The organism is Delftia sp. 11MD, assembly GCF_050907895.1.
GTDB classification, from domain to species: Bacteria; Pseudomonadota; Gammaproteobacteria; order Burkholderiales; family Burkholderiaceae_C; genus Comamonas; species Comamonas tsuruhatensis.
The window spans coordinates 5,130,388-5,153,912 of sequence record NZ_CP194333.1; the positions used below are offsets into that span (position 1 = coordinate 5,130,388).

Sequence of the window (23,525 nt, forward strand, 5' to 3'; positions counted from 1 at the left end):
ATGGATTTGTCCCAACAAGGCAAATGCCTGTCCCCCAATGGCAAGTCCCGGGAAAGCGGGCTTTCGATACTGGATGCCAGAACACGGAACAAGGAGACACGGATATGAGACTGCCCCACGCCATCGCCACGCTGCTCGCGGGCTGCGCCATCGCCATCGCCATCGCCGGCACGGCCTGGAGCCGCCAGCCGCTCAGGCTCATCGTTCCCGCACCGCCGGGCGGCACCATGGACATCGTGGCGCGCGTCGTGGGCCAGCAGCTCGCGTCTGAAACAGGCCAGGCCGTGGTGATAGACAACCGCCCGGGCGCGGGCGGCCTGCTGGGCATGCAGACCCTGCTGCAGGCGCCCGCCGACGGGCAGACGCTGCTGGTGGGCGCAAGCAATCTGCTGGCAGAGATCCCCCATGTGATCAAGATGCCGTTCGATCCGCTCAAGGACCTGGTGCCCCTGGCCTCGCTGGCCCGCTCGGGCGTGGTGCTGGTGGCCGGGGCCAGCCAGCCCGCCCAGGACATGCAGGAGCTGCTCGCGCAGCTCAAGGCACGCAAAGGCCAGACCAGCTTTGCCAGCTACAGCCCCGGCACCGTGTCGCACTACGCCGGCCTGATCCTCAGCGACAAGGCGGGCCTGGACCTGCAGCACGTGGGCTACGCGGGCTCGCCGCCGGCCGTGCAGGCCCTGCTGGGCGGCCAGGTGGACGTCATGTTCGACGGCATGCTGACCTCGGTGCCCCTGATCAGGGCCGGCAAGCTGCGTGCCTACGCGTTTTCCGGCCCCCGGCGTTCGCGCCACCTGCCCCAGGTGCCGACCACCGCCGAACTCGGCTACCCCGAGCTGCAGTTTCGCGGCTGGGTGGGCCTGATCGTGCCGGCCCGCCTGCCGCCCGAAACCATGGAACGCCTGCGCGCCACCATCGGGAAAGCGGCCAGCGCGCCGGCCGTGCAGCAAAAGCTCTCCGACGTGGGGCTGGAGCCCGAGCTGCTCACCGACACCGCCGCGCTGCAGCGCGAGACACGCCAGATGTCCGAGCGCAACGCCGGCATCGTGAAGAAATACCAGATCACCGCGAACTGACTTCCAGGGAAATACCGACCATGCAGATCCGACAGATCACCCCCGCCATCGGCGCCGAAATCTCCGGCATCCATCTCGGCGATGCCGTACGCGACGCCGCACTGTTCGCGGATATCCGCGCCGCGCTGCTGACCCATCGCGTGCTGTTCTTCCGGGACCAGGACATCACGCGCGCCGAACATGTGGCCTTTGCCAGCCGCTTCGGCCCACTGGAGGACCATCCCGTGGCAGGCAGCGATCCCGAGCACCCTGGCTTGGTGCGCATCTACCGCAGCGACGATCCGCACAGCTACGAAAACACCTGGCACTGCGATGGCCTGTGGCGCCCCAACCCGGCCATGGGCGCGGTGCTGCGCTGCATAGAGTGCCCGCCGATCGGCGGCGACACCATCTGGGTCAACATGGTCAAGGCCTACGAGGAGCTGCCCGAGAGCATCAAGCGCAGCATCGACGGCCTGCGCGCCAAGGCCGGCATAGAGCACACCTTCGGTGCCGTGATGGCGCCCGAGGCGCGCGCGCGGCTGGCCAGCGAGCACCCGCCCGTGGAGCATCCCGTGGTGCGCACCCACCCCGAGACCGGCGAGAAGCTGCTGTTCGTGGGCGCGGGCTTCAGCACCCACTTCGTCAACTACAGCACGCCCGAGAACGTGCGCCACGGCATAGACAAGGCGCCCGGCGCCGCGCTGCTGATGAACTACCTGATCAGCCGCGCCACGATTCCCGAATACCAGGTGCGCTGGTCCTGGAAGCCCGGCGACGTGGCCGTCTGGGACAACCGCAGCACCCAGCACTACGCGCTCAACGACTACTACCCGGCGCCCCGCCGCATGGAGCGCGCGGGCATCGTCGGCGACATCCCGCGCTGAGGCCCTGCACAGACTCTTTCCACACCCCCCCTCACCCCCACCCACCGGAGCGTCCCATGAATTTTCTCGACGGCCACCTGTTCCCCGAAAACCAGCAGCCCCTGATCATCACGGCGGCCCCCTATGCGCCGGGCTGGCTGCCCGGCGATTTCCCCGAAGACATTCCCGTGACCATGGACGAGCAGATCCAGAAGGCCGTGGACTGCTACAACGCCGGCGCCACCGTGCTGCACCTGCATGTGCGCGAGCTGGACGGCAAAGGCAGCAAGCGTTTGTCGAAGTTCAACGAGCTGATCGCCGGCGTGCGTGCGCGTGTGCCCGAGATGATCATCCAGGTGGGCGGATCGATCAGCTTTGCTCCCGAGACGGACGGCGCGGCCGCCAAGTGGCTGTCCGACGACACGCGCCACATGCTGGCCGAGCTGCAGCCCGTGCCCGACCAGGTCACGGTGACCGTCAATACCTCGCAGATGAACGTGACGGAGCAGGCCGAGGACGCGGACTTCAGGGGCACCTCGCGCGAGAATCCCGCCATCTTCGACGCCTACAAGGAGATGACCGTGCCCGCCCAGCCCGGCTGGGCCGAGGAGCACATCCGGCGCCTGTCCGCCGCCGGCATCCAGAGCGCCTTCCAGTGCTACAACATCAACAGCTTCGAGTCGGTGGAGCGGCTCATGCGCCGCGGCATCTACAAGGGCCCGCTGGTGATGAACTGGGTGGCGATCGGCGGCGGCATGGACGCGCCCAGCATCTACAGCCTGGCCCACTTCGTGCGCGCCGTGCCCGACGGAGCCGTGCTCACCGTGGAAAGCAATGTGCGCAACGTGCTGCCCGTGAACATGATGGGCATCGCCATGGGCCTGCACGTGCGCTGCGGCACCGAGGACTGCCTGTGGAACCAGTCGCGCAGCGCCAAGGCCAGCACGGTCTCCCAGATCGAACAGCTGGTGCGCATCGCGCGCGAGTTCGGCCGCCCCATCGCCACGGCGCAACAGGCGCGCGCCATCAGCAAGATTGGCGTGTTCTACGACACCCCCGAAGAGACATTGGCGGCCAACGGCTTCGCGCCCAACCGCAACGGCGGCAACCAGGGATTTCTGCGCAAGACCGCCTGACGCACTAGGCCTCGCCAATCCGTCCCTGCCCCCGCCTGCGCCAGTCCGAGACGCTGGCGCCGAAAGCGGCCCGGAACCAGTGGCAAAAGCCGCTGGGCGCGGCAAACCCCAGCAGGCCCGCCACCTCGCCCAGGGGCTGGCCACCGTCTTGCAGATGGCGCAGCACCAGTTCCCTGCGGATGGTGTCGAGCAGCGACGAGAAAGTCTGCCCCTCCGCAAGCAGGCGGCGGTGCAGCGTGCGGCGGTCCATTCCCAGGTGGCGCGCCACCTGCTGGGCCGTACAGCGGCCGCCCGGCAGCAATGCAATGATCAGCTCCCTGCAGGCCGCCTGCATGCCTTCGCCCCGGCTGCGCAGCGCCTGCTCCAGATGGCTTCGCGCAAAGCGCGCAACGCCCGAGCCCTGCGCCTGGCCGCATTCGCGCAGCAGTTGCAGATCCGCCAGGCGGCAGACCATGCCGTTGAAAGGCTGGTCAAACAAAGGGGTCACGCCGAAGAAGGCACGGTGGGCCGACGCATCGGCCGGTGCACGGTGTACGAAGCTGACCTGCTGCGGGCGCCACTGGGCGCCGATCAGCTCGCGCAGCACGCGAAACATCACGCCCACCGCCAGCTCCATGGACTGGCGCATGGCCATGCCCGCGATGGGCACCAGGTCCTGGCGCACCAGTACCCCGGAGCCCGCGTCCTCGATGCGTACGAACATGCCCGCACTCAGCAGCTTGAGGTAGCGGCACAGCGTGTCCAGCGCCTGGCGCGGCGTGGGCTCTTGCTGCAGCACAAGGCTGATGGGGCCCAGGTGGGACAGGCTGCGCCGCGCCGCCAGGCGCAGCGCGAAATCCTGCGTTCCCGTGGTGCGCGCGGCCACCTCCAGCAGCTCGCGCACGGCATGGATGGGAATCAGCGTCTCCGGGTCGTCGAGCAGGCGCGCCGACAGTCCCGCCGCGCGCACAAGGACGGCGGGATCATGGCCCAGGCTTTTCACCAGGTCGGCATAGCCATGCAGGCTGGCACTGCGGATAAGGCCGCAGGTGACGGGCCTGCGGCCTGCGGCCACGGTGCCGAAGGCATGGAGCGCAGGGGTCTGCATGGCAGGTCCATTTCAGGGAATCAGCACCGTCGCGCCCGTGGTGCGGCGCGACTCCAGCGCCTGGTGCGCCTGGGCCGCATCGGCCAGCGCAAAGCTTTGCTGGGGCTCGCTGGCGATGCGCCCGGCCAGCACATGGTCGAACAGCTCGCGCGCCATCTCCAGCATGTGGGCGCGCGGCTGGATGTAGTGCACCATCGCGGGCCGCGTCATCCAGATCGATCCCTTGGAGGCCAGCAGCTGGGAGTCCACCACCACCGAGCCCGACGAGGTGCCGTTGCTGATCAGCCGGCCGCGCGGCTGCAGGCAGTCCAGCGAATCCATGAGCGTGTCCTTGCCCACCGAGTCATAGACCACGGGCACGCCCTTGCCGCCCGTGATCTCCATCACGCGAGCGACGGTGTTCTCGCGCGAGGTCACGATGACGTGGGCGCAACCGTTGGCGCGCGCGGCGGCGGCCTTTTCGTCGGTGCTCACCGTGCCGATCATGGTCACGCCCAGGGCACGCGCCCACTGGCAGGCGATCAGCCCCACGCCGCCGGCCGCCGCGTGGTAGAGGATGGTTTCGCCACCCTGCAGCGGATGGACCTGGCGGAACAGGTACTGCGCCGTCATGCCCTTCATCATCAGCGTGGCCGCCGTGCGGTCGCTGATGCCGTCGGGCAGCGGGATCAGCACCTCGGCCGGCATCACGCGCACATCGCTGTAGGCGCCCTGCGGGCCCATCAGGTAGCCCACGCGGTCGCCGGGCCGCACTTCGGTCACGCCCTCCCCCACGGCCTCGACCACGCCCACGGCGTCCGAGCCCAGGCCGTTGGGCAGGGCCAGCGGATAGCGGCCCGTGCGGAAATAGATGTCGATGAAGTTGACGGCGATGAAGCTGTGGCGCACGCGCGCCTGGCCGGGTCCCGGCGCGCCGGCCTCGGCATGCTCCAGCCTGAGCACCTCGGGGCCGCCGGTGGTATGAAAGCGTATGGCCTTTGCCATGGAGTCTCCTTGTGTAGCGCCTGGGTGGGGCGCCCTGCATCAGTTGAGCCGGATGTCGAAGTTCCGGACGATCTCGGCATTGCGCTCGAACTCGGCGCGCAGGTCGGTGGACATCTGCTCCAGCGAGCGATCGCCTTCGACGGGCTCGAAGCCCGTGCCCGCATAGCGTTCGCGCACGGCCTTGCGGGCGTTGACCCGGGCCAGCGCGCCGTGGATCTTCTCCAGCAGCGGGCGCGGCGTCTGCGCCGAGGCGAACACGCCGCTCCAGTTGCTGAAATCCACCTCGGGATAGCCCAGCTCGGCCAGCGTGGGCACCTGCGGGTAGTCGGGCAGCCGGCTCTTGTAGGCCACGGCCAGCAGCCTGACCTTGCCGCCCGCGATCAGCGGCTTGGAGGTGACCGATCCGTCGAACATCAGCGGGATCTGGTTGCCCATGACCTGGGCCAGCGCGGGTGCCGAGCCCGGGAAGGCCACATGCTCCATGTCCAGGTGGGCCCTTCTGTTGAGGATGGCGCCCGCGTACTGCGAGGCCGTGCCCTGGCTGTACGAGGCGAACGACAGCGTGCCCGGGTGGGCCTTCACGTAGGCGATGGCCTCGGCCCCGTCGCGCGCGGGAAACTGCGGCGAGGCGATGAACAGCATCACCGAGCGCGCCATCTGCGCCACGGGCCGCACGTCCTTCATGGGGTCGAAGCCGACCTTGAGCACATGGGGCACCTCGGTGAGGATGTTGGTCACCGTCACCAGCAGCGTGCTGCCGTCGGCCGGCTGGGACAGCATGTGCTTGACGGCGATGGCGCCACCGGCGCCGGGCCGGTTCTCGACGATGACGGGCTGGCGTATCTCCTGCGCCAGCTGGTCGCTGATGATGCGCGCGAACACATCGATGGTGCCGCCGGGCGGCGCCGGCACGATGAGCCGGACCGGCTTGTCGCCGAAGGCGTGGGCGCCACCGGCCAGCAGCGAGGCGGCCAGGACGATGGCCGTCCAGGGGGGCATGCGTTGCATCATGGGCTCCCGGTTCAGGCGGCCTTGCGCAGAAATCCCTGCTGGGCGCCGTTGCGGTTGGGCGCGAAGCCGTTGGCCGCCAGCGTCTCGTCCACGGTGCCGTAGAACTGGCCGATCCGGCAGATCTCCCGCGCCTGCTGCGCCGTGGCGATGGGGCGGCCGAACTCGCCTGCGATGCGCACCAGCTGCTCGATCTGCGCCACCGTGCCCATCTTGGCCGTGCGGCGCTGATTCCAGAGGTTGTCCTCGGTGCCGCAGCGCACGTGCAGCCCCATGGCGATGCCCATCATGTTCACGGGCAGCACGTTGAGCACCGAGCTTTCCACGGTGAGCACGGCGCCATCGGGCACGGCGCGCACGAAGTGGGCCAGGCTGTAGATGCTGGGCGCGTCCATGCCGCCGCCGATCGCCACCCAGTTCATCACCAGCGGGCCCTTGTAGATGCCGCGGCGCATGAGCCGCTCCACCGACTCGAAGCTGTTGATGTTGTAGCACTGGAAGGCGCTCTGGATGCCGGCGGCGGACAGGCGCCGGATGTGCTCCTCGGCCCAGCCGGGCTGGGCGGGCACGGTCATCTCCCTGTAGGCATTGAAGACGGCCGGGTCCTCCATGGAGGTGCCGCGTATGTCGCGCGCATCGAACTGCTCCAGGAAATTCATCTGCGAGGTATTGATGGTCACCGTGACCTGGTCGGGCACGGGCTCCAGCTCGGCCAGCATGTGGCGCGTGTCGTCGGACAGCCACTTGGCGGCCGCGCCGTCCGTCTCGGGAGCAAAGCTGATCGATCCGCCCACCTGGATGATCATCTCGGGCACACGCGCACGCACGCCGGCGATCAGCTCGTTGAACTTCGACAAACGCTTGCTGCCTTTGCCGTCCAGCTCGCGCACATGCAGGTGCAGCACGGTGGCGCCGGCGTTGTAGCAGTCCACGGCCTTCTGGATCTGCTCGTCCATGGTCACGGCGATCTCGCCGGGAAAGTCCGAGGGCAGCCACGAGGGCGCATAGGGCGCGGCCGTGATGATCAGGGGCTGCTGGTTTTCGGGGAACAGGTGGCCGTCGAGAAAGTTCATGGCGTGTCTCCTTGTGTCGTGATCGTGGTTCAGAAGGTCGGCGTGCCGACGATGCCCGCGCGCTCCATCTTCCGGTGGCTGGGCGGGTAGTCCATGGCCGCGTAGTGCTGGGTGGCGCGGTTGTCCCAGATCGCCACGCTGCCCGGCCGCCAGCGCCAGCGCACCTGGTACTCGGGGATGGCAGCCTGGCCGATCAGGTACTGCAGCAGGCCGGAGGCGCCCTGCGTGAAGTCCTGGCCCACGCGCACATTGACGGGCGTATGGAAATTGGTGAAATGCGTGGTGAAGCCGTTCACGAACAGCACCTTCTCGCCGGTCTCGGGATGGGTGCGCACCACGGGATGCTCGGCATCGGGGTACTGGGCCTTGAGCGCCAGCCGCCTTTCGATGGGCATGGCCGCACCGAACGTGCATTCGATGCTGTGGCGCGCGCGCAGCGGCGCGATCAGCGCCTTGACGGCGTCCGGCAGGCGTTCGTAGGCCAGCGCCATGTTGGCCCACAGGGTGTCGCCGCCCACGGGCGGGCATTCCACGCAGTGCAGCACGCAGCCCATGGGCGGCGCCTCGCGCCAGGTGGCGTCGCAGTGCCAGGAATTCTCGTAGCGGTCGTTGGGCTGCTCGGGCGTCCTGTAGATGCGCACCAGGCCCGGATGCTCGGGGTCGCTGCCGGCCACCGGATGGTCCTCCAGCTCGCCGAAGCGCCGCGCAAAGGCCACGTGCTCGGCGCGCGCCAGGCCCTGGTCGCGCAGGAACAGCACCTTGTGGCGCAGCAGCGCCGCCCGGATCTCCGAGAAAAGCGCGTCGTCGCGCACCGCGTCGGCCAGCCGCACGCCGAGCAATTCGGCGCCGATGGCGCATGTCATGGGCTCTATGCGCATGCCTGTCTCCTGTCATTGTTGTGAAGGCCCGTGGCGGCACGGTCCGCCCGGCGTGGGGCCGGTCTCTGCAATGTAGGAAAACCCGGTTCCGCGGACTATGCAAGCCATGCCATCCTCTTTGCATTTCGTGCCACCAGGCCACGGACTGACAGGAGGGCAAGCATGGTCACCATGGTGCGCGCGGCGGCCTTGACCCATTTTTCGGACGTCATGCGCGAACTGGGCGGCGACCCCGACAAGGCACTGCGCCAGGCCGGCCTGCGGCCCGCGCTGCTGCGCGAGCAGGACCAGCTGATCGACGTGGCCATCGTCGCGCGCCTGCTGGAAGACGCGGCCCAGTCCACGGGCTGCGAGTCCCTGGGCCTGCGCATGGCCCGGCACCGCCAGCTGTCGAGCTTCGGCGCCGTGAGCCTGCTGCTGCTGCACCAGCCCACGCTGCGCCATGCGCTGGACACGCTGGTCGCGCACATGCACCTGGTCAACGAATCGCTGCTGATCCACCTGGAGGATGCAGGGGACATCGTCATCCTGCGCGAGGACTTCGTCCTGCACGGCGCCATGCGCCAGTCCGTGGAACTGGCCATGGGCGTGCTGTGGCGCATGTGCGAGGCATTGCTGCGCGAGCGCTGGCGGCCGCAGGGCGTCAGCTTCAGCCACGCGCCACCGGCCGACCTGTCCGAGCACCGCCGCATGTTCCGCTGCCGCATCACGTTCGGCGCCGAGTTCAACGGCATCGCCTGCCGCGCCGCCGACCTGGACGAGCCCAACCCGCTGGCCGACCCCGCGCTGGCGCGCTATGCGCTGCGGCTGGTGGAGGCCATGCCGGCCCACCGTGCCGCCTCCGTGGGCCATCAGGCGCGCCGGGTCATCTACCTGCTGCTGCCCTCGGGCAACGCCACCTGCGCGGGCGTGGCGCAGGGCATGGGGCGCAGCCTGCGCACGCTGCAGCGCGAACTGGACCGAGAGGGCCTGAGCTTCAGCGAGCTGCTGACCGAAGTGCGCCACGAACTGGCCCTGCGCTACCTGGACCACCCCCACTACAGCGTGGGCCAGGTCGCCGCCATGCTCGGCTATGCCAGCCACAGCGCCTTCACGCGCTGGTTCGCTGCGCAATTCGGTTGCGCGCCCGAGGCCTGGCGCAGCCGCGCGCAGGGACTGCCTCGCGCCTGACGTACCCAGCGTTCCTGGCGCACCTGGCGGACCTGGCGGACCTGGCGCACTTGATCGCACTTGACGCACCACCACGGCGCACCCCGCCCCTGCGCGGTGCGGCGGGCGCATTGCGGTGCACGCTGTCTGCGCACCAGACAGCGTGCACCACGGGCAGGCACCGCGCAGCGGTGCTGGCACGGCACTTGCATTGGCAGCCCTGACCCGCCGGCCCTGGCCTGCGGCCCGCAAAACACTGGATGCGCAACGCAGGACGCCAGATGAACATCGTTGTGATCGGCCACGGCATGGTGGGCCACAAATTTCTCGAGCAGCTGCATGCCCTGGGGGTGGCAGATGCGAACGTCACCGTGCTGTGCGAGGAGCCGCGCGCCGCCTACGACCGTGTTCACCTGTCGGAATTCTTCTCCGGCAAGAGCGCCGAGGACCTGAGCCTGGTGGCGCCCGGCTTCTTCGAGGCCAGCGGCTTCACGCTGCGCCTGGCGGCCAGGGCGGCAGCCGTGGAGCGGCGCGAGCGCACCGTGACCACGGCCGATGGCGAAGTCATCTCCTACGACAGGCTGGTGCTGGCCACGGGCTCGGCGCCCTTCGTGCCGCCCGTGCCGGGGCGCGACCGGCCGCACTGCTTTGTCTACCGCACCATCGAGGACCTGGAGGCCATGCAGGCCTCGGCCGCGAAATCACGCGTCGGCGTGGTGGTGGGCGGCGGCCTGCTGGGCCTGGAATGCGCCAAGGCCCTGCGCGACCTGGGCCTGGAGACCCATGTGGTGGAGTTCGCCCCGCGCCTGATGGCCGTGCAGGTGGACGACGGCGGCGGCCGCGTGCTGCGCAGCAAGATCGAGGACCTGGGTGTGCAGGTGCACACGGGCCGCAATACGCTGGAGATCACCGACGGCGCCACGGCACGCCACCGCATGGTATTTGCCGACGGCACGCACCTGGAGACCGACATGATCGTCTTCTCCGCCGGCATCCGCCCGCGCGACGAGATCGCGCGCCAATGCGCCCTGGCCATAGGCCCGCGCGGCGGCGTGGCCGTGGACGACCATTGCCGCACCAGCGACCGCAGCGTCTACGCCATTGGCGAATGCGCCTCCTGGCGCGAGCAGACCTTCGGCCTGGTGGCACCCGGCTACGACATGGCGCGCGTGGCGGCCCGCCACATTGCGGGCGAGGCCGAGGCCGCCTTCGGCGGGGCCGATCTCAGCACCAAGCTCAAGCTCATGGGCGTGGATGTGGCCAGCATCGGCGACGCACAGGGCAAGACGCCGCGCAGCCGCAACTACCAGTTCATCGACGAGCGCAAGCAGGTCTACAAGAAGATCGTGGTCAGCGAGGACGGCCGCCAGCTGCTGGGCGCCGTGCTGGTGGGCAATGCCGATGAGTACGGCACGCTGCTGCAGATGACGCTCAACAGCATCGCCCTGCCCGAGGAGCCCGAGTTCCTCATCCTGCCCTCCAGCGACGGCAAGGCCAAGCCCGGCCTGGGCGTGGACGCCCTGCCCGACACGGCGCAGATCTGCTCGTGCAACAACGTCACCAAGGCGCAGATCTGCGCGGCCGTGGGCGAAGGCGCCTGCACCATGGCCGAGCTCAAGTCCTGCACCCAGGCCGGCGCCACCTGCGGCGGCTGCGTGCCGCTGGCCACCCAGGTCATGAAGGCCGAGATGGCCCGGCGCGGCATGGCCGTCAACAACCATGTCTGCGAGCATTTCCCGCACTCGCGCCAGGAGCTGTACCACCTGGTGCGCGTGGGCGGCATCAAGACCTTCGACGAGCTGCTGCACCGACACGGCAAGGGCCTGGGCTGCGATGTCTGCAAGCCGCTGGCCGCCAGCATCCTGGCCTCGTGCTGGAACGAGTTCGTGCTGCAGCCCCAGCTGGCCAGCCTGCAGGACAGCAACGACTACTACCTGGGCAATATCCAGAAGGACGGCAGCTACTCCGTGGTGCCGCGCATGCCCGGCGGCGAGGTCACGCCGGACGGCCTGATCGCCGTCGGCCAGGTGGCCAAGAAATACGGCCTGTACACCAAGCTCACGGGCGGCGCCCGCGTGGACCTGTTCGGCGCGCGCGTGGAGCAGTTGCCGCTGATCTGGGAGGAGCTGATCGCGGCCGGCTTCGAGTCCGGCCATGCCTACGGCAAGTCGCTGCGCACCGTCAAAAGCTGCGTGGGCTCCACCTGGTGCCGCTACGGCGTGGACGACAGCGTGGGCCTGGCCGTGCAGCTGGAAAACCGCTACAAGGGCCTGCGCGCACCGCACAAGATCAAGTTCGGCGTCTCGGGCTGCACGCGCGAATGCGCCGAGGCCCAGGGCAAGGACGTGGGCGTGATCGCCACCGACAAGGGCTGGAACCTCTACGTCTGCGGCAACGGCGGCATGAAGCCGCGCCATGCCGAGCTGATCGCCTCCGACCTGTCCAAGGACAGGCTGCTGCAGCTCATCGACCGCTTCCTGATGTTCTACGTGCGCACGGCCGACCGCCTGCAGCGCACCAGCACCTGGCGCGAAAACCTGGAAGGCGGCCTGGACTACCTCAAGGACGTGGTGGTCAACGACAGCCTGGGCCTGGGCGCCGAACTCGAGGCCCAGATGCAGCATGTGGTGGACACCTACCAGTGCGAGTGGAAAACCGCCGTCACCACGCCCGAAGTGCGCCAGCGCTTTCGCAGCTTCATCAACAGCGACCAGCCCGACGAGCACATCGTCTTCGTGCAGGAGCGCGGCCAGATCCGCCCGGCGCGCGCCGAGGAGCGCAGCGAGGCCACCGCCTGACACCCCCTAGAGACCCGCGACAAGGACCCGCCATGGCACATGCCTCCCAAGAACACTGGCTGCCCGTTTGCGCCACCCAGGACATCGTCCCCGACACGGGCGTCTGCGCCCTCATCCAGGGCCGCCATGTGGCGGTCTTTCGCATCGGCGACGACCGCTTCTACGCCATAGACAACGTGGACCCGCGCTGCGGCGCCAGCGTGCTCGCGCGCGGCCTGGTCGGCAGCCTGGGCGAGCGCGTCGTCGTCGCCTCGCCCATCTACAAGCACCACTTCGACCTGTCCACCGGCGAATGCCTGGAAGCGCCCGAGCATTCCGTGCGCGCCCATGCGGTGCGCAGCGAGAACGGGCAGTTGATGGTGGCGCTGCATTGAGATTCGTGCGGAGCACAGCCGCGCAGGAAGGTCCTGCGTGCCTAGCTTCCCACACCATCCCTGCGCCGTTGCCACGCTGCAAGACCGGCCACGCCGCCCATCAGCGCCAGCAGCGCAGGCCACTCCAGCAGCGGCACCGCCACCGGGCCGGGCTGCGGGGGAATGTAGGGTTGCATGCTCCAGCTGCCTTGGGCAGGCGAAAAAGTGAATCCTGTACCACCATCAAGCACCTGGCTGCACACATTGCCATTCAACAAGACGCATGTGGTGTCCGAATGGTCACCAGCGATGTCCCCCGAGCCTGAGGCGATATTGAAAGCGTCCACCGGCTGGCCTGGGACATGGGGCGCAGCGGGTGAAACCATCGCCAGGTCCCAGGCAGTGATATTGCCGCTGCCATCGGTAGAAACCTTGAAGCGCGGCGGATCACTGATCGAAATACCAGCCAGGATCTGTGCATTGGCCTGCGTATAGGTATTCACGCCGTCGCTGAACGACCAGCTGCTGATCGGATAGGACGTTCCCGGGCCGATGACGATGTCCGTCTGGCTGGCCGGCAGGGACGCAGGCAGGACCATCGAGCCGCTGAGGCTCATGGCTGTGGTGTAAGGGGCATGGGCATCGTTGTAGTTGACGCCGGCATAGGTGTACTGGGTATCTGCCAATGCGAGGCCAAGGCCCGAGAAGGAAAGGCATACGCTGGCAACTAAAGGTCTTATTCTCATCAATCTTTCCTTCAGTGGCTGAATGAAGATAAAAACAGAATCAATGAAGCAACTATTCCAATCCATTGTCTCGGGAAGAAACGTCAAAAATATATCCGGGAAATTTCAGGGATCTCAATTGATTTAATCAATAGAAATTCACAGCCAATTAATGACTGGCGAGCGTTTATGTCTGGAGCGTGTCGTCCACTTTTGCGTGCCCGAGACGTTCGGGCGTGCCGAGCCGGGAAAGCGGCCGCCCATGTTTGATGCCTCGCCTGCGCCGTGATCGAAGCATCCGCACTGGAATGCGAGATGGCGCTGCATTGGGTTCGTCAGCTGCCCATGGCGCGGACCCCTGACAACCGGCACGACGGTACCCGGGACTGCGGGCTCAGGCGTGAAAGGACAGCAACGCCAGGCACACGATGACCACGATGGCCGCCGTGATGAGCATCACCCTGAAGCCGCCGTCGCTGCTGCGCAGCAACCGCAACTCCAGCAGGGCCGCACCCACCCGGGCCATCCAGAAACAAAGCAGTTCCACCATGGGCGCAGCATAGGCGGCCCGGAAGATCAGGTGCGGGGCGTGGAAAATGCCGGCGAGCGCCTGGGCATCGCAGGCCATCCAGATGTCGTGAAGCCCGTTACCCACAGGGAGATTTATGGAACAGATTCGGGAACAGTCAGCTGACCGCAGGCCAGCCACAAAGAGGAAAAGAATCCTCATGGTCTGCACCGGCAACATCTGCCGCAGCCCCACGGCCCACGGCGTGCTCGAGAAAATGGTGGCCGACGCGGGCCTGGCGGGCCGCATCGAAGTGGACTCCGCAGGCACGCACGGCTACCACGTGGGCGAGGCACCCGACCGCCGCTCCCAGGCCCATGCCGCGCGGCGCGGCTATGACCTTTCGCAGCAGCGCGCGCGGCAGCTGCGGGCCGAGGACTTCACGGCATTCGACCAGGTGCTGGTGATGGATGGCGCCAACGAATCCGCCGCGCGCAGGATCTGCCCCGAGTCCGAATGGCACCGCGTACAGCGGCTGACGGACTTCTGCACCGAGCACACCGCGCGCGAAGTGCCCGACCCCTACTACGGCGGCGACCGGGGTTTCGAGGACGTGCTGGACCTGGTGGAGGACGGCTGCAGGGGGCTGCTGGCCACGCTGGGCATGGCGCCGCGCAAACATCGCACTGGCTGATTGCAAGACTGGCCTGGCGCCTCTACTCCTCCGCCACCACCACCCTGCCCTTGCCCGCGCGCTTGGCCGCATACATGGCCTCGTCGGCGCGCTGCAGCAGCTGGGTGGTGTTTTCCCGGGCGGCATTGAGGGCGATGCCGATGCTGGCGCCGACCTGGACGGTGGCACCGTTTTCCAGGCGGATGGGCTGGCAGATGGAGGCCAGGCAGCGCTGCATGGCCTGAAGGGCGTCGTTGGCCGAGGCCAGTTCGCCCAGCAGCAGCACGAATTCGTCTCCACCCATGCGGGCCACGCAGTCGGTTTCGCGGGCCTGGGTGGTGAGGCGGCGGGCGACGATGCGCAGCACTTCGTCGCCGGCATCGTGGCCTTCGGTATCGTTGATCTGCTTGAAGCCGTCCAGGTCCATGAAGCAGACGGCCAGTTGCCCCGGTCCGCAGGCCTGGGCCAGTTGGCGCTGCAGCCGGGCCTGCAGTGCGCGGCGGTTGGCCAGGCCGGTCAGCACGTCGTGCAGCGCCTGGTGCTGCGCGGCTTGCTCGTCACGCTTGAGCGCGTCTATGTCCACGAAGACCCAGATCGATTCGCCGTCGGCCAGGCCTGCGCCGCTGACATCGACCCAGAGCAGGCTGCCATCGCTGGTCTTCAGCTGCATCTGGGCATGGCATTTGCCGCTGGAGCGCAGTGCGCCATAGGCCAGCTCGCCGGAGCGTTCATAGGTTTCCTCATCCGGGTAGAGGATGCGCGCCGAGGTGCCCTGCAGCTCGCCGGCCGGGCGCTTGAGCATGCGCTGCAGGGCCTGGTTGGTCCACAGCAGCCGGCGCTCGCGCAGGCGGGCGATGCCGATGAGGTCGTTGTCCATGAACAGTTCCTGCTGGCGCAGCAGCTCGGCAAGCCGGATGCGCGCCACGCGCTCGCGCTGCTGCAGCAGGTAGAGGCTGACCGAGCCCAGCGCGATCAGTGCCATGCTGAGACCCGTGAGTGCCCAGGCGCGCCAGGCCGATGCACGCCATGCGGCCAGGTAGCTTTGTGTGCCCAGGCCCGTGAAGACGGTCAGGGGATAGCCGGCCAGCCGCTGGTAGGCCGTGATGCGCTCCACGTCGTCCATCACCGTGGGCGTGATGTACCAGCCGCTGTCCCGGTTGCCGGCCAGGGCATGGTGGTACTCGCTGGAGACCGCAGAGCCGCCAATGCCGGCCACCGACCACGGATCGGCCGCCGAGTAGCGGGCCACCAGCAGGTCCTTGTCCGAGCGCAGCGCAATGGCGCTGTCGGGCCCGAAGGCCTGGCGACGAAACAGCGACTGGAAATGCGTGGCCGAGACCACGGCATAGACGATGCCCTTGAAATCCCCGTCCCCGGACTGCAGCCGGCGTGCCATCACGATGGCCCATTTGTTGAAGGAATGGCTGACCAGCGGATCGGAGATCACCATGCGGTCGGAGTGGCGCGCGCGCTCGAAGTAGCTGCGGTCGGCCACGGAAAACGGGGGCTCTTCCTCGTTGGCCGTCAGCAGCACCTGGCCCTTGGCGTCGGTCACGCGCAGCGCGGTGACAAATGGCAGCAGGGCACGCTGCTCCTGCAGGATTTCATAGAGGGCGAGGGCCGCCACATCGTCGCCGTCCAGGCCCCGGCTGCGGTAGCGGCCTGCCACGGTGGCCAGTGCGTTGTCCACCAGCCGCATCTCGGCCGTCAGCTCCAGGCTCAGGCTGCGGGCCTGGTTCTGGGTGACAGCCACGCCCAGGTCCAGGTCGGCCTGGTGGTTGGCGCGCAGGCTCAGCCAGGTGGCCAGGCCCAGCAGGCCGGCGACCAGCAGGTTGCCAAGCACCAGGCGCCGCAGCACCTTGTCAGAAAGAAGCGTCTTCATGGCGCCGGGTGTCCCTTTCCGTCTGGCTGGATGAGCGTCCGGGTGGATGGAGCCGCACATTTTTAGCACAAGGACGGGACGATCCAGACAAGGTTTTGACCGATGGCAACGGCGCTCGCGCCACTGGCGTACCTTCACCTCCGCAAGAATGGTCGCTGCCTGGGCCAGGGCGGGGGCCGCTGCGCAAAGGCCTGTTGCGCCGGCCACCTGAGAAAGTGCAGAGCCGTCATGCAGCCTGCAGGATCTGCCGCAGGTCGGCTGCGCAGTCCTGTGCGTCCTGCTCATGGCGGAACGCCACGCGCAGCCGGCCCTCGGGATCGAAGACATAGGTGATGGCCGAGTGGTCCATGGTGTAGGACGCACCCGTGGGCACCTTCTTGTAGAAGACCTTGAATTCCCTGGCGACCTCGGCCGTCTGCGCCTCGTCACCGCGCAGCGCGACAAAGCCGGGATCGAAGGCGCCCACATAGGCCTTGAGCACCTCGGGCGTATCGCGCTCGGGGTCGATAGTGATGAAGGCCACGGCCAGGCGCTGGCCATCGGGTCCCAGCAGCTGGCGTATTTCCAGGGCGCGCGTCAGCGCCGTGGGGCAGACATCGGGGCATTGGGTGAAGCCGAAAAAGACCATCAGGGCCTGGCCCTTGAAGTCGGCCAGCGTGCGCTCGCGGCCATCGGCATCGCGCAGGCGGAAGTCCCGGCCGTACTGGGCGCCGGTCAGGTCTATGCCCTTGAACGGTACGGCGGCGGGCTTGCAGCCGGCCAGCAGCGCCAGTGCGGCCAGGCCGCCGCCAAGGCAGGCACGGCGAGACAGGGCGACGGAAGCAACGGATGGGAGGGTCGAAGAAAAATCGGCGGCGCGCTGCGGCGCCGCATGGCAATCGAAACGGAACATGGCATCCCTGCGTGGAATCTTGGCGAAGCCGCACCGCCAAGGCTGCGCCCGGCCGGTGCGGCAATGTTCTGAGACAGGCCAGCGGCCAGACAGCGCAGGACAGCGCTGCAAGCAGCCAAGGGCTCAGGCGATCAACAGCAACAAGGGAGGCCCGCGCGGCGGCAGCGGCGCGCCGACCAGGGAGGCAATGCGGGCAGAGACGATGGGCTGCAGCGCGCGGCCCATCGGCTGCAGTTGCGCCCAGGAGGGAGGGACATGCGCCGGCGGCGGCGTCACCGCCAGGCACAGCGGGCAGTCCAGCGAATGCTGGGCAGACACCGCCTGTCCTTCTTCACCGTTGACCACGACCAGCCTGACGCTGCCGCCAGCCGTGCAGACCAGCTCCATGGCCTGGGGGTGCACCAGGGGCGATGCAATGGCCAGGCCCAGCGTCAGCGCGAACCACGCCATGACCAGGCGGGCCAGTGGGACGGAGTTGCGCAGGGCTTGCATGGCTGGGGATTATGGGGGCAGGCCGTCACAGGGCCACGCCGACCTCGTCGCAGGCGGCCCAAAACCGGGCCGGGTCGCGCACCTGAAAACGCTGTCCGCCGCGACGCGCCTGCACGATGCGGTCCAGCCGGAAGGTGCGCACGCCCTCGCGCTCGCAGTCCCAGGCCAGCAGGTACCAGAACGGCCAGGCCAGCAGCAGACATTGCGGCTCCACCACGCGCTCGCTGCGGCGCTGGCGTCCGTCCAGGTAGGTCAAGGCCAGCATCCATTGCTGTGCAAATGCCTGGTAGACGCTGGCGCGCGCCTCCACGCCCTGCGCACGCTCGCGCCGCGAAGCCTGGACTTCGACGGACACCGGCGAGGCCACGCGGATGCGCTGGCGCAGTTGCGCGATATCTGCGCGATCGGCCGGCGCAAAGCAGCGCGCGAACTGGCGGCGCAGTTCGCCATGACGCCCCGCCAGCGACAGGCCCAGGGCTTCCGACAGCGCCAGGGACATCAGCAGCTCCAGTGCGTCGTCACCCCGCAGGGTCACGCGGCCGGAGGGCCAGCGATGGACCACGCGGACACCGCCGCCCCTGCCCGAGGAGCTGTCCAGCTCCCAGCCCTGCTGCCTGAGCAACGACAGGTCGCGCGCCAGCGTGCGCTGGCTGACGCCCAGTTCCTCGGACAGCGCCGCCACGCCGTGCACGGCGCCATCGGACAGGCGCTGGGAAAGGGCTTCAAGCCGGGACAGACGGGCGGGCAGCGTGCGCGGTTTCATGGCCGGCATCATGGCGCAATTGACAGCCATTGAATGGCAGCGATGCAGGGACCATGGGCGGCATGTTCAATCCACGGAGAAATGCCATGCAAGTCATCGAATGGGCAGCGTTCAGCCTGCTGCCCGGTGTGACGGAAAACACCCTGCTGCAAGCCGCCAGCGCCATGCAGCACCAGTTCCTGGATGTGCAGGGCGGATGCCTGTCACGCCATCTGGTCCAGCTGGGCCAGGGGCGCTATGCGGATGTCGTCACCTGGCAATCACAGGAGGCTGCCCGTGCCGCCCTGGCGCAGGCCGGCCGGTCGGCTGCCTGCGCGGCCTACTTCGGGCTGATGCGCGTGGAGCATCCTCCCTTGCTGGGCGCCAGCGTGTTCAGCCACGGCGGGGAACATGGGCTGCCGCAGGGCATGGAGTTCTCGTTGTTCCGGCTGCGCCCCGGCGCCGATTCCCATGCCTTGGCCACCGCCGCGCACCGCATGGCCGATGGCCTGTACCGGAATGAGCCCGGCTTCACGGCCCATGGCGTGATGCGCAGCGCCCACGACCCCGGCCTGTATGCCGACGTGGTGCTGGCCGATAGCGCCGGCCGCGCCCACCAGCTGTGCAGCAAGTGGGGCCAGGGACCGTTCGATCCGGCCTGCCAGGACTATCTGGAACTGATCGCGCCGGGGTCGGCACAGCTGCAGTTCTGGGACAGGGTGGCCTGAGCGCCGCCATCGCCGCGCCTTGGCCGGATGCCGGATATGCGTGGTATCCGTATCCGCCAGCCTGCACCGGCCATCCCATAATCGCCTTTTCCCCAAGCAGTGACCGCCATGTCGAAACTCCATGTTGTGCAGCAGGGCCAAGGCCCGGCCCTCGTTCTGAGCCACGCGCTCGGTTGTGACCTCCAGATGTGGGACGGCGTGGCCCAGGCCCTGCAAGACCGCTTCACCGTGGTGCGCTACGACCACCGGGGCCATGGCCGCTCGCCCGCCATCGGCGAGGCCTTCGACATGAACGACCTGGCCGACGACGCCGCTGGCGTGATCGAGGCGCTGGGCCAGGGGCCGGTGCACTTCGTGGGCCTGTCCATGGGCGGCATGACGGCCCAGGCCCTGGCCGCGCGCCATCCGGCGCTGGTGCGCAGCATCACCATCGCCAATTCGGCCAGCTACTACGACGAGGCCGCGCGCGCAGGCTGGCAGGCGCGCATTGCCACGGTGCGCGCCCAGGGCGTGGCCGCGATTGCCGATGGCGCCATGCAGCGCTGGTTCACGCCCGAATTCCGCGCCGGGCAGGCCGCCCGAGTGGCAGCCTTGCGCGCCGGGCTGGAGGCCACGGCGGCCGCGCCCTATGCGGCGGCCTGTGCGGCCGTGGGCGGCATCGATCTGCGCGAGAGCAACCGGCGCATCGCCTGCCCCGCGCTGGTCATTGCAGGCAGCCGCGACGAGGCCACGCCCCCTTCCCTGTCCGAAGACATGCAGGCGCAGATTCCGGGCGCGCAGCTGGTGTCGCTGCCCGCCGCGCATTTGAGTGCCGTGGAAATGCCCGCGGAGTTTGCGCAGTTGGTGAGCGACTTTGTCGCGCAGATCCGCTAGATCTGCCGTCCTGCCCGGACGAAATGGTCGCTGAGCGAAGCCGCTAGCAGGCCGGTATCACGGCCGGCAGATCAACTCCGCCACGTCCATCAGCAAGGCCTCATCGATCTGCTCGCGCAGGTCCACGGCCAGCCTGCGCCGGTAGAACACGCCCAGGTCCAGGCCCACGCCCAGCGCGCGGATCTGCACATCGCCCGCGCGCTCGTGCCGGGCGATGACCTGGCGCAGGTGCTGGTCCAGGTAGTGCTCGTCGTTGGCCTGGTGCGTGGCCGTGTCCATGGGGCAGCCGTCCGAGATGACGAGCAGGATGCGGCGCTGCGCGGGCCGCGCCAGCAGCCGCTCGCAGGCCCATTCCACGGCCTCGCCGTCCACGCCCTCGCGAAAGAGGTCGGGCCTGCGCAATGCGGCAATGCCGTGGCGGGCGTGGCGCCAGGGTCTGGCGGCGTCCTTGAAGACGATGTGCAGCCGCTCGTTGAGCCGGCCCGGGATGTGGGGCTGGCCCGCGCGCTGCCAATCGCGGCGGGCGCGGCCGCCGTTCCAGGCCTGGGTGGAAAAGCCCAGCACGTCCACCGGCACGCCGGCCATGGACAGCGCGCGGCCCAGCAGGTCCACCAGCAGGGACAGCGGGCGCGCATGCGCCTTCATCGAGCCCGAGCAGTCCAGCAGGAGGGCCACGGCCGCATCGCTGACGGGGCGCGGCAGCTCGTTCCTGAAGATGGCGCGCTGCTGCGGATCGCTGATCAGTTGCGCCAGCCGGCTTGCATCCAGGTGCCCATCCTCCAGGCCGAACTGCCAGCCGTCGTGGCGCGGCACGGCCAGGCGCTGCTGCAGGTGGCGGGCCAGCCGGCCTGCGTGCAAGCCGCTGCGTGCCAACTCTTCGTCCATCTGCTCGCGGAACTCGGCCAGTTGCGCGGCGCGGATCAGCTCGGTGGCCTGCGCCTCGCGGTCATAGGCGCGCGTGAACACGCGGTAGCTGTGGGCCGAGCCGGCCCAGGCGCGGCTGTCGCCGCTGAGCGCCACGGGCGGCGCATCCAGGCTTTGCGATTCAAAGTGCAGCGGCAGCGCGAAGCTGCCCCGCCGGCGCGGCCCGCCAGCGCCGCGCGGCGCCTCTTCCTGGGCTGACCGCACGGCCTGGCCCACCCAGCGGCTGATGGCCAGGGCCGGCGCAATGAAGGCCTGCTGGTCCTGCCGGTGGCGGCGCAGCAGGGCCCACTGCGCGCCCAGTTGCGCCGACAGGCCGGCGCGCGTGGCCTCGGCCAGGTCGGCCAGGGCATCGGGCGGCTCATGTCCGCCCAGGCGGCTCCAGGCGGTCAGCGCCACGGTGAACAGCAGGATGCCCAGGCTGCTTTCGGTCAGGCCCGAATCGGCAAAGGCCTGGCTCCAGTGCACAAAGCGCGCATGCAGGTTGGCGCGCGCGCCGGGCCATTCCTCGGGCGCCAGGCTTTCCACGCGCAACTGCTCCAGCAGTTCGAACACCAGCCGCTCCACCGGGTCGCCGGGCAGGTGGCGTGCGTGCAGCGCGGCATCGCTCAGGCGCAGGCGCAGGCTGGCGCCGTCGAGCAGGCCGCGCTGGTCGGCCAATCGGGCCGGCACATCGGCCTGGTGGGCCGCTGCCAGCACCACGGGCGCCGTGCCCCGGTACAGCGTCTGCCCGCTCCATTGCAGCGAGGCATCGCCCGCCATGGCGCGCAGCAGCGCGCCGCCCCAGGCCTCCATGCGCGCCAGCGAGGGGGATGCCTCAGCAGGCATGGGCGGGCTCGTCGCGCAGCGCCAGTTCCTGGCCGAAGCAGCGCTGGAAGTACTCGGCCACGATGGCCCGCTCGGCCGGTTCGCACTTGTTGAGGAAGGACAGCTCGAAGGCCAGCCGCAGGTCATGGAAGATCTGCGCGTTCTCGGCCCAGGTGATGACGGTGCGCGGCGACATCAGCAGCGACAGGTCGCCCACCGCAAAGCCCTTGCGCGTGAGCGCGGCCAGCGCCACCATGGCGGCCACCTGCTCGCGCCCCTGCGGCGTGGCCAACTGCGGCACGCGCGCCAGCACGATGGCGGCTTCCTCGGCCGGTGCCAGGTAGTCCAGGCTGGTGACCAGGTTCCAGCGGTCGAGCTGGGCGTGGTTGAGCATCTGCGTGCCGTGGTACAGGCCGCTGAGGTTGCCCTGGCCCAGGGTGTTCATGGTGGCGAAGAGGCGGAACTGCGCATGCGGCTGGAGCACGCGCTTTTGGTCCAGCAGGGTGAAGCTGCCCTCGCGTTCGAGCACGCGCTGGATGACGAACATCACGTCGGGCCGGCCCGCGTCGTATTCATCGAAGACCAGGGCCACGGGCCGCTGCAGCGCCCAGGGCAGGATGCCTTCCTGGAACTGCGTGACCTGGCGGCCCTCCTGCAGCACGATGGCGTCCTTGCCCACCAGGTCCAGCCGGCTGATGTGGCCGTCGAGGTTGACGCGCACGCAGGGCCAGTTCAGCCGCGCCGCCACCTGCTCGATGTGGGTGGACTTGCCCGTGCCGTGCAGCCCCTGGATGACCACGCGCCGGTTGTGCGCAAAGCCCGCCAGGATGGCCAGCGTGGCCTGCGGGTTGAAGCGGTAGGCCGGGTCCACGGCCGGCACATGCTCGCTGCGCTCGGCAAAGGCCGGTACCTGCATGTCGGTGTCCAGGCCGAAGGTCTCGCGCACGCCAAGCGTGCGCGTGGGATGCATCAGGGTCAGCTCAGTCATCGTCAGGGGCTCCCGGGGGGACTTCGTCGTTGATGCGCGCAATCGCCTCGGCCGCCGCGCGCAGTTGGGGAAGAAAGGACAGCGCCCGTTCGCGCGTGAAACGCATGATGGGCGCCTGCACGGCCAGCCCCATGTTCGAGGGGCCGCCCTGGATGGAGGGCACGAGCACGCCCAGGCACAGCAGGCCGGGAAGGAATTCCTCGTTGTCGAAGGCATGGCCCTGGGCGCGCACCTGGTCCAGCTCGGCGTCCAGCGCGTCAAAGGCCGTCAACGTATTGGCCGTGAAGCCTTCCAGCGGCACGGCCGACAGCAGCCGCCTGCGCTGCGCGGGCGCCATCTGGCTCAGGAACAGCTTGCCCGTGGCCGAGCAATGGGCCGGCACGCGCGAGCCCGGGTGCAGATAAAAGCGCAGCGGCGCGGGCGTTTCCACCCGGTCCAGGTAGAGCACTTCGCTGCCCGAGAAGGCGGTGATGTTGCAGCTCTCGCCGATGTCGCGCACCAGTTGCGCCAGCACCGCGTGGCGCGCGCCATGCGTGGTGTTGTTGAGCAGCACGCTCTCGGCCAGCCGCATCAGGCGCCGGCCCGTGCCGTAGTGCCGTCCGTTGCCCTCGCGCTGCAGGATGCCCGCGCCTTCGAGCTGCTGGAGCATGCGGTGCATGGTGGGCTTGGGCAGGCCTGTCTCCTCGACCATGGTCTGCAGCGTGAAGGGCTCGTTCTTCTGCGCAATGGCCTCCAGCAGCGCGAACAGCCGCAGGTTGGGGGTATCGCCATCGATACGGGCAGGGACAGGGTCTCGGGTGTTCATGGTGTTGGCCATCATATGTTTTTCAATTTTTCGAGTCAATTTGTTCCGAAAAAAGAAATTTGTTTGACATCCAGGCGAAATCACACCTAGACTTGCGCCGTAATT

At 68.6% G+C, this 23,525-nt stretch carries 23 protein-coding genes; 9 read left to right on the top strand and 14 right to left on the bottom strand.

Annotated elements, in window-relative coordinates:
• Positions 1–104 precede the first annotated feature (104 nt).
• From ACRSCF_RS23450 to ACRSCF_RS23460, 3 genes are read left to right on the top strand one after another with little or no spacing between them, the layout of a single operon-like run.
• A complete protein-coding gene (locus ACRSCF_RS23450) occupies positions 105–1,073 on the top strand; it encodes a tripartite tricarboxylate transporter substrate binding protein (protein ID WP_244387207.1) in 969 nt (322 codons plus the stop codon).
• A gap of 20 nt (positions 1,074–1,093) precedes the next feature.
• Positions 1,094–1,939, top strand: coding sequence for a TauD/TfdA dioxygenase family protein (locus tag ACRSCF_RS23455; protein ID WP_034368769.1), 846 nt, complete (start codon positions 1,094–1,096; stop codon positions 1,937–1,939).
• Between the two features lie 56 nt (positions 1,940–1,995).
• A complete protein-coding gene (locus ACRSCF_RS23460; protein ID WP_046240895.1) occupies positions 1,996–3,054 on the top strand; it encodes a 3-keto-5-aminohexanoate cleavage protein in 1,059 nt (352 codons plus the stop codon).
• Positions 3,055–3,058: 4 nt separating this feature from the next.
• On the opposite strand, the gene ACRSCF_RS23465 is transcribed toward ACRSCF_RS23460, so the two are convergent.
• Genes ACRSCF_RS23465 through ACRSCF_RS23485 form a run of 5 tightly spaced genes read right to left on the bottom strand, consistent with a single transcriptional unit; the run spans position 3,059 to position 8,084 of the window.
• A complete protein-coding gene (locus ACRSCF_RS23465; protein ID WP_244387209.1) occupies positions 3,059–4,141 on the bottom strand; it encodes an AraC family transcriptional regulator in 1,083 nt (360 codons plus the stop codon).
• Between the two features lie 12 nt (positions 4,142–4,153).
• The gene (locus ACRSCF_RS23470; RefSeq protein ID WP_034368767.1) at positions 4,154–5,125 is read right to left on the bottom strand and encodes a quinone oxidoreductase family protein; all 972 of its coding nucleotides are present in this window, start codon (positions 5,123–5,125) and stop codon (positions 4,154–4,156) included.
• A gap of 39 nt (positions 5,126–5,164) precedes the next feature.
• On the bottom strand, positions 5,165–6,133 hold the full coding sequence (locus tag ACRSCF_RS23475) for a Bug family tripartite tricarboxylate transporter substrate binding protein (RefSeq protein ID WP_034368771.1): 969 nt from the start codon (positions 6,131–6,133) through the stop codon (positions 5,165–5,167).
• Positions 6,134–6,147: 14 nt separating this feature from the next.
• Positions 6,148–7,206, bottom strand: coding sequence for a 3-keto-5-aminohexanoate cleavage protein (locus ACRSCF_RS23480; protein ID WP_198129404.1), 1,059 nt, complete (start codon positions 7,204–7,206; stop codon positions 6,148–6,150).
• Positions 7,207–7,235: 29 nt separating this feature from the next.
• Positions 7,236–8,084 carry a TauD/TfdA dioxygenase family protein gene (locus tag ACRSCF_RS23485; RefSeq protein WP_244387210.1) on the bottom strand — a complete coding sequence of 283 codons (849 nt, stop codon included), beginning with the start codon at positions 8,082–8,084 and terminating at the stop codon, positions 7,236–7,238.
• Positions 8,085–8,246: 162 nt separating this feature from the next.
• Between ACRSCF_RS23485 and ACRSCF_RS23490 the strand changes: the two genes are divergently transcribed.
• The 3 genes from ACRSCF_RS23490 to nirD all read left to right on the top strand — a co-directional run bounded on the left by ACRSCF_RS23490 (position 8,247) and on the right by nirD (position 12,405).
• Positions 8,247–9,254 carry an AraC family transcriptional regulator gene (locus tag ACRSCF_RS23490; RefSeq protein WP_244387211.1) on the top strand — a complete coding sequence of 336 codons (1,008 nt, stop codon included), beginning with the start codon at positions 8,247–8,249 and terminating at the stop codon, positions 9,252–9,254.
• Between the two features lie 260 nt (positions 9,255–9,514).
• A complete protein-coding gene (nirB, locus tag ACRSCF_RS23495) occupies positions 9,515–12,031 on the top strand; it encodes a nitrite reductase large subunit NirB (protein WP_244387213.1) in 2,517 nt (838 codons plus the stop codon).
• Between the two features lie 32 nt (positions 12,032–12,063).
• Entirely contained in the window at positions 12,064–12,405 is a 342-nt protein-coding gene (nirD, locus tag ACRSCF_RS23500) for a nitrite reductase small subunit NirD (RefSeq protein WP_126312795.1), read from the top strand.
• Positions 12,406–12,446: 41 nt separating this feature from the next.
• On the opposite strand, the gene ACRSCF_RS23505 is transcribed toward nirD, so the two are convergent.
• Positions 12,447–13,217, bottom strand: a complete 771-nt coding sequence (locus ACRSCF_RS23505; protein WP_244387214.1) for a hypothetical protein — start codon at positions 13,215–13,217, stop codon at positions 12,447–12,449.
• Between the two features lie 286 nt (positions 13,218–13,503).
• The gene (locus ACRSCF_RS23510) at positions 13,504–13,764 is read right to left on the bottom strand and encodes a hypothetical protein (RefSeq protein WP_016450067.1); all 261 of its coding nucleotides are present in this window, start codon (positions 13,762–13,764) and stop codon (positions 13,504–13,506) included.
• 73 nt (positions 13,765–13,837) lie between these two features.
• On the opposite strand from ACRSCF_RS23510, the gene ACRSCF_RS23515 reads away from it, so the two are divergent.
• The gene (locus ACRSCF_RS23515) at positions 13,838–14,311 is read left to right on the top strand and encodes a low molecular weight protein-tyrosine-phosphatase (protein ID WP_034367810.1); all 474 of its coding nucleotides are present in this window, start codon (positions 13,838–13,840) and stop codon (positions 14,309–14,311) included.
• A gap of 22 nt (positions 14,312–14,333) precedes the next feature.
• Here the strand turns inward: ACRSCF_RS23515 and ACRSCF_RS23520 are convergent, their stop codons facing one another.
• The 4 genes from ACRSCF_RS23520 to ACRSCF_RS23535 form a co-directional block, all read right to left on the bottom strand.
• Positions 14,334–16,172, bottom strand: a complete 1,839-nt coding sequence (locus ACRSCF_RS23520) for a sensor domain-containing diguanylate cyclase (protein ID WP_016450069.1) — start codon at positions 16,170–16,172, stop codon at positions 14,334–14,336.
• A gap of 226 nt (positions 16,173–16,398) precedes the next feature.
• Positions 16,399–17,064, bottom strand: a complete 666-nt coding sequence (locus ACRSCF_RS23525) for an SCO family protein (protein WP_034367807.1) — start codon at positions 17,062–17,064, stop codon at positions 16,399–16,401.
• A 123-nt stretch (positions 17,065–17,187) separates the two neighbouring features.
• Entirely contained in the window at positions 17,188–17,556 is a 369-nt protein-coding gene (locus ACRSCF_RS23530; protein WP_016450071.1) for a DUF2946 family protein, read from the bottom strand.
• Between the two features lie 25 nt (positions 17,557–17,581).
• Positions 17,582–18,319, bottom strand: a complete 738-nt coding sequence (locus tag ACRSCF_RS23535) for a helix-turn-helix transcriptional regulator (protein ID WP_239009489.1) — start codon at positions 18,317–18,319, stop codon at positions 17,582–17,584.
• A gap of 86 nt (positions 18,320–18,405) precedes the next feature.
• Between ACRSCF_RS23535 and ACRSCF_RS23540 the strand changes: the two genes are divergently transcribed.
• Together ACRSCF_RS23540 and pcaD are read left to right on the top strand one after the other, a co-directional pair.
• A complete protein-coding gene (locus ACRSCF_RS23540; protein WP_034367819.1) occupies positions 18,406–19,026 on the top strand; it encodes a hypothetical protein in 621 nt (206 codons plus the stop codon).
• Between the two features lie 108 nt (positions 19,027–19,134).
• A complete protein-coding gene (gene pcaD / locus ACRSCF_RS23545) occupies positions 19,135–19,899 on the top strand; it encodes a 3-oxoadipate enol-lactonase (protein WP_016450074.1) in 765 nt (254 codons plus the stop codon).
• Positions 19,900–19,956: 57 nt separating this feature from the next.
• Here pcaD and ACRSCF_RS23550 read toward each other — a convergent pair whose 3' ends face one another.
• The 3 genes from ACRSCF_RS23550 to ACRSCF_RS23560 are packed head-to-tail and all read right to left on the bottom strand — an operon-like array spanning position 19,957 to position 23,435.
• Positions 19,957–21,648: a cobaltochelatase CobT-related protein gene (locus ACRSCF_RS23550; RefSeq protein ID WP_034367804.1), complete on the bottom strand. Its 1,692-nt coding sequence runs from the start codon at positions 21,646–21,648 to the stop codon at positions 19,957–19,959.
• Positions 21,638–22,615: an AAA family ATPase gene (locus tag ACRSCF_RS23555; RefSeq protein WP_013803829.1), complete on the bottom strand. Its 978-nt coding sequence runs from the start codon at positions 22,613–22,615 to the stop codon at positions 21,638–21,640. The genes ACRSCF_RS23550 and ACRSCF_RS23555 overlap by 11 nt, the downstream gene beginning before the upstream one ends.
• Complete coding sequence (locus ACRSCF_RS23560; RefSeq protein ID WP_016454304.1) at positions 22,608–23,435, bottom strand: IclR family transcriptional regulator; 828 nt, start codon at positions 23,433–23,435, stop codon at positions 22,608–22,610. The genes ACRSCF_RS23555 and ACRSCF_RS23560 overlap by 8 nt, the downstream gene beginning before the upstream one ends.
• Between the last annotated feature and the right edge of the window lie 90 nt (positions 23,436–23,525).

Excerpts from the sequence above, each read along its gene's own strand:
- ACRSCF_RS23555 (WP_013803829.1), bottom strand. The coding sequence starts at position 22,615 with ATGACTGAGCTGACCCTGATGCATCCCACGCGCACGCTTGGCGTGCGC.
- pcaD (WP_016450074.1), top strand. The coding sequence starts at position 19,135 with ATGTCGAAACTCCATGTTGTGCAGCAGGGCCAAGGCCCGGCCCTCGTT.
- ACRSCF_RS23515 (WP_034367810.1), top strand. The coding sequence starts at position 13,838 with ATGGTCTGCACCGGCAACATCTGCCGCAGCCCCACGGCCCACGGCGTG.
- nirB (WP_244387213.1), top strand. The coding sequence starts at position 9,515 with ATGAACATCGTTGTGATCGGCCACGGCATGGTGGGCCACAAATTTCTC.
- ACRSCF_RS23550 (WP_034367804.1), bottom strand. The coding sequence starts at position 21,648 with ATGCCTGCTGAGGCATCCCCCTCGCTGGCGCGCATGGAGGCCTGGGGC.
- ACRSCF_RS23525 (WP_034367807.1), bottom strand. The coding sequence starts at position 17,064 with ATGTTCCGTTTCGATTGCCATGCGGCGCCGCAGCGCGCCGCCGATTTT.
- ACRSCF_RS23535 (WP_239009489.1), bottom strand. The coding sequence starts at position 18,319 with ATGAAACCGCGCACGCTGCCCGCCCGTCTGTCCCGGCTTGAAGCCCTT.
- ACRSCF_RS23450 (WP_244387207.1), top strand. The coding sequence starts at position 105 with ATGAGACTGCCCCACGCCATCGCCACGCTGCTCGCGGGCTGCGCCATC.
- ACRSCF_RS23540 (WP_034367819.1), top strand. The coding sequence starts at position 18,406 with ATGCAAGTCATCGAATGGGCAGCGTTCAGCCTGCTGCCCGGTGTGACG.
- ACRSCF_RS23465 (WP_244387209.1), bottom strand. The coding sequence starts at position 4,141 with ATGCAGACCCCTGCGCTCCATGCCTTCGGCACCGTGGCCGCAGGCCGC.
- ACRSCF_RS23460 (WP_046240895.1), top strand. The coding sequence starts at position 1,996 with ATGAATTTTCTCGACGGCCACCTGTTCCCCGAAAACCAGCAGCCCCTG.
- ACRSCF_RS23480 (WP_198129404.1), bottom strand. The coding sequence starts at position 7,206 with ATGAACTTTCTCGACGGCCACCTGTTCCCCGAAAACCAGCAGCCCCTG.
- nirD (WP_126312795.1), top strand. The coding sequence starts at position 12,064 with ATGGCACATGCCTCCCAAGAACACTGGCTGCCCGTTTGCGCCACCCAG.
- ACRSCF_RS23490 (WP_244387211.1), top strand. The coding sequence starts at position 8,247 with ATGGTCACCATGGTGCGCGCGGCGGCCTTGACCCATTTTTCGGACGTC.
- ACRSCF_RS23530 (WP_016450071.1), bottom strand. The coding sequence starts at position 17,556 with ATGCAAGCCCTGCGCAACTCCGTCCCACTGGCCCGCCTGGTCATGGCG.
- ACRSCF_RS23475 (WP_034368771.1), bottom strand. The coding sequence starts at position 6,133 with ATGCAACGCATGCCCCCCTGGACGGCCATCGTCCTGGCCGCCTCGCTG.
- ACRSCF_RS23560 (WP_016454304.1), bottom strand. The coding sequence starts at position 23,435 with ATGATGGCCAACACCATGAACACCCGAGACCCTGTCCCTGCCCGTATC.
- ACRSCF_RS23470 (WP_034368767.1), bottom strand. The coding sequence starts at position 5,125 with ATGGCAAAGGCCATACGCTTTCATACCACCGGCGGCCCCGAGGTGCTC.
- ACRSCF_RS23455 (WP_034368769.1), top strand. The coding sequence starts at position 1,094 with ATGCAGATCCGACAGATCACCCCCGCCATCGGCGCCGAAATCTCCGGC.
- ACRSCF_RS23485 (WP_244387210.1), bottom strand. The coding sequence starts at position 8,084 with ATGCGCATAGAGCCCATGACATGCGCCATCGGCGCCGAATTGCTCGGC.
- ACRSCF_RS23520 (WP_016450069.1), bottom strand. The coding sequence starts at position 16,172 with ATGAAGACGCTTCTTTCTGACAAGGTGCTGCGGCGCCTGGTGCTTGGC.